Annotated in this window: 7 protein-coding genes; 6 read left to right on the top strand and 1 reads right to left on the bottom strand. The window is 69.1% G+C overall.

The genetic code is table 11. The annotated features are described in order from the left end of the window. From FV228_RS15190 to FV228_RS15215, 6 genes are all read left to right on the top strand, one after another. Positions 1–633, top strand: a 633-nt coding sequence (locus FV228_RS15190) for a DeoR family transcriptional regulator (RefSeq protein ID WP_147855387.1), incomplete at its 5' end; no start/stop codon positions are given. Positions 634–718: 85 nt separating this feature from the next. After that, the gene (gene glpD, locus FV228_RS15195; RefSeq protein WP_147855388.1) at positions 719–2,251 is read left to right on the top strand and encodes a glycerol-3-phosphate dehydrogenase; all 1,533 of its coding nucleotides are present in this window, start codon (positions 719–721) and stop codon (positions 2,249–2,251) included. Positions 2,252–2,307: 56 nt separating this feature from the next. After that, positions 2,308–3,813 (top strand): glycerol kinase GlpK, encoded by a 1,506-nt coding sequence (gene glpK, locus FV228_RS15200; RefSeq protein ID WP_147855389.1) that lies wholly within the window; start codon positions 2,308–2,310, stop codon positions 3,811–3,813. A 302-nt stretch (positions 3,814–4,115) separates the two neighbouring features. Next, positions 4,116–4,847 carry an MIP/aquaporin family protein gene (locus FV228_RS15205; RefSeq protein WP_147855390.1) on the top strand — a complete coding sequence of 244 codons (732 nt, stop codon included), beginning with the start codon at positions 4,116–4,118 and terminating at the stop codon, positions 4,845–4,847. 128 nt (positions 4,848–4,975) lie between these two features. Then, on the top strand, positions 4,976–5,983 hold the full coding sequence (gene lipA, locus FV228_RS15210; protein ID WP_147855391.1) for a lipoyl synthase: 1,008 nt from the start codon (positions 4,976–4,978) through the stop codon (positions 5,981–5,983). A 16-nt stretch (positions 5,984–5,999) separates the two neighbouring features. Then, a complete protein-coding gene (locus FV228_RS15215; protein WP_147855392.1) occupies positions 6,000–6,455 on the top strand; it encodes a type II toxin-antitoxin system RatA family toxin in 456 nt (151 codons plus the stop codon). A gap of 5 nt (positions 6,456–6,460) precedes the next feature. On the opposite strand, the gene FV228_RS15220 is transcribed toward FV228_RS15215, so the two are convergent. Further along, positions 6,461–7,678: an FAD-dependent oxidoreductase gene (locus FV228_RS15220; protein ID WP_147855393.1), complete on the bottom strand. Its 1,218-nt coding sequence runs from the start codon at positions 7,676–7,678 to the stop codon at positions 6,461–6,463. Positions 7,679–7,786: the final 108 nt, after the last annotated feature.

Genomic DNA, 7,786 nt, shown 5'->3' on the forward strand with positions numbered 1-7,786 from the left:
CTGGAGCGCTACCGGGGCGGGGGCGGGCTCCCGTCCAGCGTCGAGAACATCGACTACGCCGACCGCCGGGTGACCCTGCTGCCGGAAAAGACCCGGATCGGCCGGTTGGCCGCGAGCCGGATACCGTCGCACTGCTCGGTCTTCGTCAACATCGGCACGACCCCCGAGGCCGTGGCCCGGGAATTGACCCGGCACGACGACCTCAGCGTCATCACCAACAACCTCAACGTCGCGCTGTCGCTCGCCGACGCCACGGAATTCCACATCGTCGTGGCCGGCGGCACCGTGCGCAACCGCGACGGCGCGGTGCTGGGCCAGCTCACCTGCGACACGCTCAGCCAGTTCCGGGTCGACGTGGCGGTGATCGGCATCAGCGGGATCGACGCCGACGGCGCGCTGCTCGACTACGATTACGAGGAAGTGCGGGCGACGCAGACCATCCTGGCCCATGCCCGCAAGACCTTCCTGGTGGCGGATCATACCAAGTTCACCCGGAGGCCGATGGTACAGGTCGGGCGCCTGGATCAGGTCGACACGTTCTTCACCGACCGGATGCCGCCCCCGGAGGTCGTCGCGATGATCGAGCGCCAGGGTGTGACCCTGGCGGTGGCGGACAACGTGGGCGAACCGTAACGAACACGCGTTTTTTCGCTTGCGAAAATCTGCAGGCGGCTCAATATGTCCTCAACCTACCATCGAGGGTGGGAGAGGAGGAACAATGCCGGCTGCACAGCGCCAGCGCGAGCCGTCCGACGCCTACGACCTTCTGGTCATCGGCGGCGGCATCAACGGCACCGGGATCGCACGCGACGCGACGGGCCGCGGCCTGTCGGTCCTGCTGGCCGAGCGCGGGGATCTGGCCGGCTTCACCTCCTCGTCCTCGACGAAGCTGATCCACGGCGGCCTGCGCTACCTCGAATATTACGAGTTCCGCCTCGTCCGCGAAGCCCTGGCCGAGCGCGAGCGGCTGCTGCGCCAGGCCCCCCACGTGATCTGGCCCCTGCGCTTCGTCTTGCCCCACGACGAGGGCCTGCGCCCGGCCTGGATGCTGCGCCTCGGCCTGTTCCTGTACGACCATCTCGCGCGGCTGCGGACCCTGCCGGGCTCCAAGTCCGTGAACCTGCGCAGCTCGCCCTACGGCGCGCCGCTGCAAAAGCGGCTGACCAAGGGCTTCGTCTATTCCGACTGCTGGGTCGAGGACAGCCGCTTGGTCGTGCTCAACGCCATGGATGCCCGCGAGCGCGGCGCCACGGTGCTGACCCGCACGGGCGTCGTCTCGGCCCGGCGCGACGGAGACGGCTGGGTCGCGACGCTCCACGACGAGCGCGGCGGCAGTGAGCGGACCGTACGGGCCAAGGCCGTGGTCAACGCCGCAGGCCCGTGGGTGAGTGCGACGCTGGGCGGCACGCTCGGCATCAACAGCCGCGCAGCGGTCCGTCTGATCAAGGGCAGCCACATCGTGGTGAAGCGCCTGTTCCCGGGGGACCAGGCCTACATCCTGCAGCAGCCCGACAAGCGCATCATCTTCGCGATCCCCTACGAGCGCGACTTCACGCTGATCGGCACCACCGACGTGCCCTATGACGGCGAGCCCGGGCCGGTCTCGATCTCTCCCGAGGAGACCGACTACCTCTGCGGCTGCATCAACCGCTCCTTCGACACCCGCATCACCCCGGCCGACGTGGTCTGGAGCTATTCGGGCGTGCGCCCGCTCTACGACGACGCGGCCGAGAACGCCTCCGCGGTGACCCGCGACTACGTCCTCGACGTGGAGGACCAGGGCGGCAAGGCGGCGGTTCTGTCGGTGTTCGGCGGCAAGATCACCACGTATCGGCGGCTGGCCGAGCACGCGATCGAGAAGCTCAAGCCGTTCTTCCCCGGCCTCAAGCCGGCCTGGACCGGCGAGGCGGTGCTGCCCGGCGGCGCCATGCCGGACGCGGACTTCGATTCTTTCCTCGCCAAGCTCCAGGCGGAAAAGCCGTTCCTGCCTACCGAGACCGCGCGGCGCCTCGCCCGCGCCTACGGGACCAAGACGCGCGAGATCGTCGGGACCGCGCAATCCATGGCGGATCTCGGCGAGGTGTTCGACGGTGGCCTCACGGCGGCCGAGGTCGATTACCTGCGCGTCGCGGAATGGGCGGTCACCGCCGAGGACATCCTCTGGCGCCGCTCGAAGCTTGGCCTGCGCACCGGCCCCGAGAGCGCCGCGCGGCTTACCGCGTACCTCGACCGCAGGGCCGAGGCAGCATGATCTTGCCGAACCCGATCCGGCGCGAGACCGGTCGGACATAACTCAGGGAGGGAACGATGAGCCGTTACGTCGGGGCCATCGACCAGGGCACCACGAGCAGCCGCTTCATGGTGTTCGATCGCGAGGGCAGCGTGATCGCGCTGGCCCAGGCCGAGCACGCGCAGATCTATCCGGCTCCTGGACATGTCGAGCACGACGCCGCCGAGATCTGGACCAAGACCCAGGGTGTGATGCGCGAGGCCCTGGACAAGGCCGGCCTCCAGCCCACTGACCTCGCGGCCGTCGGCATCACCAACCAGCGCGAGACCACGCTGATCTGGGACCGGCGCACCGGCAAGCCGCTGCACAACGCCCTGGTCTGGCAGGATACCCGCAACGACCGGCTGGTCTCCGAATTCGCCCGCGACGGCGGCCGCGACCGGTTCCGCGACCTCACCGGCCTGCCGCTGGCGAGCTATTTTTCCGGACTCAAGCTGCGCTGGCTGCTCGACCACGTCGAAGGCGCCCGCGAGCGGGCCGAAGCCGGCGACGTGCTGTTCGGCAACATCGACACCTGGCTGGTCTGGAACCTCACCGGCGGCACCGAGGGCGGGCTGCACGTCACCGACGTGACCAATGCCAGCCGCACGCAGTTGATGTCGCTCAAGACCCTGGAATGGGACGACGGCATGCTGAGCGTCTTCGGCATCCCGAAGGCGATGCTCCCCAGAATCGTCTCGTCGAGCGAGGTCTACGGCGAGACCAAGGCGCCGTTCGCGGGCGTGCCGATCGCCGGCATCCTGGGCGACCAGCAGGCGGCCCTGTTCGGGCAGACCTGCTTCGCACCCGGCGAGGCCAAGAACACCTACGGCACCGGCTGCTTCGCGCTGATGAACACCGGCACCGAGCCGGTCCCGTCCAAGGCCGGCCTGGTCACGACCCTGGCCTACCGCCTCGACGGCCAGAAGCCCGCCTACGCGCTCGAAGGCTCCATCGCGATCACCGGCGCCCTGGTGCAGTGGCTGCGCGACAACCTCCACATGATCAAGGATTCGGCCGAGGTCGAGACGCTGGCCACCACCGTCGAGGACAATGGCGGCGTCTACTTCGTGCCGGCCTTCTCGGGCCTCTACGCGCCGCACTGGAACGAGGGTGCGCGCGGGCTGATCATCGGCCTCACCCGCTACGTCAACCGCGGCCACATCGCCCGCTCGGTGCTGGAGGCGACGGCCTTCCAGACCCACGAGGTGCTGGACGCCATGGCCAAGGATTCCGGCATTCCCGTCAAGGAGCTGCGGGCCGATGGCGGCATGGTCGCCAACAACACGCTGATGCAGTTCCAGGCCGACATGCTCGACGTGCCGGTGGTGCGCCCGAAGGTCTCCGAGACCACGGCGCTCGGCGCCGCCTACGCGGCCGGCCTCGCGGTCGGCTACTGGAACGGCCTCGACGACCTCAAGCGCAACTGGGGCGTCGACAAGCGCTGGACCCCGAAGATGGATGCCGGCCAGCGCGAAAAGATCGCCGCCGCCTGGGGCCGGGCGGTGCAGCGCTCCTTCGACTGGAAGCTCGACGAGGATTGAGCGGGCCGGTCCCGGGGTCCGAAAGGGCTCCAGCCCAGCCCGTACAAGGTGTTTCCGGAAGTGCGGGAACACCGACCAGACGCGCTCTCCTCCCCCTTGTGGGGAGGGGAAACACGCGGCTCTTTCGATACGTGACAGCCATGGATCGAGATCCCGGTATCCAGATCAAACACCTTAAAGGGCTAGGTAGCAGACCTTTTGAAAAAGATGTTCCGACCCTCGACCGAAGCCTGAGGCCGAGGACGGTAAAACCTCAAAAAGAAGACTTTCGTAACAAGACGACCTTTGGGGGAGACCAGACCATGACGTCGCCATTCCTGGGTGAATTCCTCGGCACGATGACACTAATTGTGCTGGGAGACGGTGTCGTCGCCGGCGCCCTGCTCAAGCGATCCAAGGCCGAGAACGCCGGCTGGATCGCGATCACCGCCGGCTGGGCCTTCGCGGTGCTCGCCGGGATCTTCGTCGCCACCGCCACCGGCAGCCCGGATGCACATCTCAACCCGGCCGTGACCGTGGCGGGCGCCGTCAGCTCCGGCGATGTCTCGAAGCTCGCCGTCTACATCCCGGCCCAGATGCTCGGCGCCTTCGCGGGCGCGGCGATCGTCTGGCTGCACTACCTGCCGCACTGGGCGGCAACCCCCGAGCAGGACCTGAAGCTCGCCTGCTTCTGCACCGGGCCGGCGATCCGGGACGCCAAGGCCAACTGGACCTCCGAGATCATCGCGACCTTCTTCCTGATCCTGACCATCTCGGCGCTGGTGACCAACACGCTGGGCGCCTCCGGGGCGATCCCGCGCGGGGTCGCGCCCTACATGGTCGGCATGCTGGTCTGGGGCGTCGGCCTCTCGCTCGGCGGCACAACCGGCTACGCCATCAACCCCGCCCGCGACCTCGGGCCGCGCATCGCCCACGCGGTCCTGCCGATCGCCGGAAAGGGCGCGTCCGACTGGGGCTACGCGCTGGTTCCGGTGGGCGGCCCGGTGATCGGGGCGGCACTGGCCGGCCTGCTCGTGCGGGTGCTCGGGATCTGACGGAAACGCGGCATCCTCAACCACCGCATGGCGTCCCGGCGTCGCGGTGGTTTGCGGCGCGGGGCCGGGCGCCTTAAGTCAGTCTCTATTGACAGACCGCGCCCCCGGGCGCTTCCCCGCGGTGTGGCATGGCCATCGTCCTCGATATCCTGAAGAACGATCCGCGCTCCGCGCGCCTGCGCCACCCCGAGAAGGCGCACCGGCCGGACCAGCCCGTCCAGGCCAAGAAGCCGGACTGGATCCGGGTCAAGGCGCCGGGCTCCAAGGCCTGGACCGAGACCCAGAAGATCGTGCGCGAGCACGGCCTCGTCACGGTCTGCGAGGAGGCCGGCTGCCCCAATATCGGCGAGTGCTGGGAGAAGCGGCACGCCACCTTCATGATCATGGGCGACACCTGCACGCGGGCCTGCGCCTTCTGCAACGTCCGCACCGGCCTGCCCGACGCCCTGGATCAGCGCGAGCCCGAGAAGATCGGCGACTCGGTGGCCAAGCTCGGCCTGCACCACGTGGTGATCACCTCGGTGGACCGGGACGACCTGAAGGACGGCGGCGCCCAGCATTTCGCCCGGACCATCGCGGCGATCCGTCGGGCGAGCCCCGGCACCACGGTGGAGATCCTCACCCCCGACTTCCTGCGTAAGGACGGGGCCCTGGAGGTCGTCGTCGCGGCCAAGCCCGACGTGTTCAACCACAACCTTGAGACGGTGCCGGCCAAGTACCTCACGGTGCGGCCGGGCGCCCGCTACTTCCACTCGGTGCGCCTGCTGCAGCGGGTGAAGGAACTCGACCCGACCATCTTCACCAAGTCCGGCATCATGGTCGGGCTCGGCGAGGAACGCAACGAAGTGCTCCAGCTGATGGACGATCTGCGCTCGGCCGAGGTCGACTTCCTGACCATCGGCCAGTACCTGCAGCCGTCCAAGAAGCATCATGAGGTCGTGCGCTTCGTGCCGCCCGACGAGTTCAAGACCTACGAGACCACCGCCTACGCCAAGGGCTTCCTGCTGGTCTCGGCTACGCCCCTGACCCGCTCGTCGCACCATGCCGGCGAGGACTTTTCCAAGCTGCAGGCGGCCCGGCTCGCCAAGCATGCTGCCTCGCATGCCCCTTCGCACGCCCCCGCCCTCTCGGCCTGAGCACGTCGGAACAGAAATGCCGTCCTTCCGGGTTACCCGCACGGTGCGGCATTCGCCGCAGCAGATGTACGATCTCGTGGCCGACGTGGAGCGCTACCCGGAATTCCTGCCGCTGTGCGAATCCCTGCGGGTGATCCGCCGCCAGGAGATGCCGGAGGGCGGGCAGGTGTTGGTCGCCGAGATGGGCGTGGGCTACAAGGCGATCCGCGAGCGCTTCACGACTCGGGTCAGCCTCGATCCGGCCAACCACAAGATCGTGGCCGAGTACATCGACGGCCCGTTCCGGCACCTCGAGAACCGCTGGTCGTTCAAGGAGGCCCCGAACGGGGGCTGCGCCGTGGACTTCTTCATCACCTACGAATTCAAGAGCCGGACGCTGGGCCTCCTGATGGGCACGATGTTCGACCGCGCCTTCCGCAAGTTCACCGACGCCTTCGAAGGCCGGGCGGACCGGATGTACGGCACCGCCTGAACGCGTCAGGTCCGGGCCGGCGCGGATACGTGCTCCGGCCGCACGCCCATCCCGATCATTCGGGCGGGCAGGATCTGGAGCATCGGCAGCCTGTCGAGAATCCGCAGGACGAGCGGCGCCCGGAACGGCGCATCGGCCTTGAGCGCGGTGGCGATCACCCGGGCCTGGATGATCCGCTGCAGCGCCTGCGTCGCCCGGACCGGGAACATCCGCCGGGCCTGGACCCGGGCAAGGTCGGCCTCGGCGACCGGCCCGGACCGCAGGGGCCCGGCCAGGATGTTGGCCGCCGCCACCGCATCCTGGATCGCGAGGTTGATGCCGACCCCGCCCACCGGCGACATCGCGTGTGCGGAATCGCCGATGCAGAGCAGGCCGGGGCGATGCCATCGCTCAAGCCGGTCGATGGTCACGGTGAGGAGCTTGACCGCGTCCCAGTCGGCGATGGACTCGGTGCGGTCGGCCAGGAACGGCGCCATCTCGGCCACCGCCGCCCGGAAGGCCGGCAGCCCCCTGGCCCGGAGTGCCGCATCGCCGCCCTTCGGGACCAGGTAGGCGCATTGCCAGGTATCGCCCCGGTCGAGGGTGATCAGGAGACGCCCCGGCGCGAACCGCCCGGCCGCCGCCTCGGGGTCGCCGTCCCGGCGGGGCAGGCGGAACCACAGCACGTCGATGGGTGCCCCGAAGGCCCGGGGCACCAAGCCGGCGCGTTCGCGCATCAGCGAATGGCGGCCATCCGCGCAGAGCACGAGGTCGGCTCGGATCGCCACCGGCCCGTCCGGCCCCTCGGCCCGCACGCCCGCGACCCGGCCCTCCACCTCGACGAGGTCGCGGGCCTCGGTCCTGCGGATCAGTTGGAACCCCGGATAGCGGGCCGCCTCGCCGGCGAGAAAGTCCAAAAAATCCCATTGCGGCATGAAGGACAGGAAGCGGTTGCGGGTCGGCAGCCGGCTGAAGTCGGCCACCTTGTAGCTCCGGCCGTTCACGACCCCCGAGAAGGACCCGACCCGCCGCTGGGGCAGGGCGCGGAAGCGCTCGGCGAGGCCGAGTTCGTCCATCAGGTCGAGGGTGGAGGGGTGGATCGTGTCGCCGCGGAAGTCGCGCAGGAAATCCGCGTGCTTCTCCAGCACCGTGACGGCGATCCCGGCCCGGGCGAAGAGCAGGCCGGCCATCATCCCGGCCGGGCCGCCGCCGACGATGCAGAGTTGGGTCTTCAGGCTGGCCATCGACCCCTCCCGCCGTTGGATCAGTCCGCCAGCGCTCCTTCGAGCAGGCCGAGCGCGTCCGCGACCGCCGCGCGGCGGATCGCGCCGCGTCCGAGGTCGCCGTAGCGC

This window comes from Methylobacterium sp. WL18, assembly GCF_008040015.1.
GTDB lineage: Bacteria > Pseudomonadota > Alphaproteobacteria > Rhizobiales > Beijerinckiaceae > Methylobacterium > Methylobacterium mesophilicum.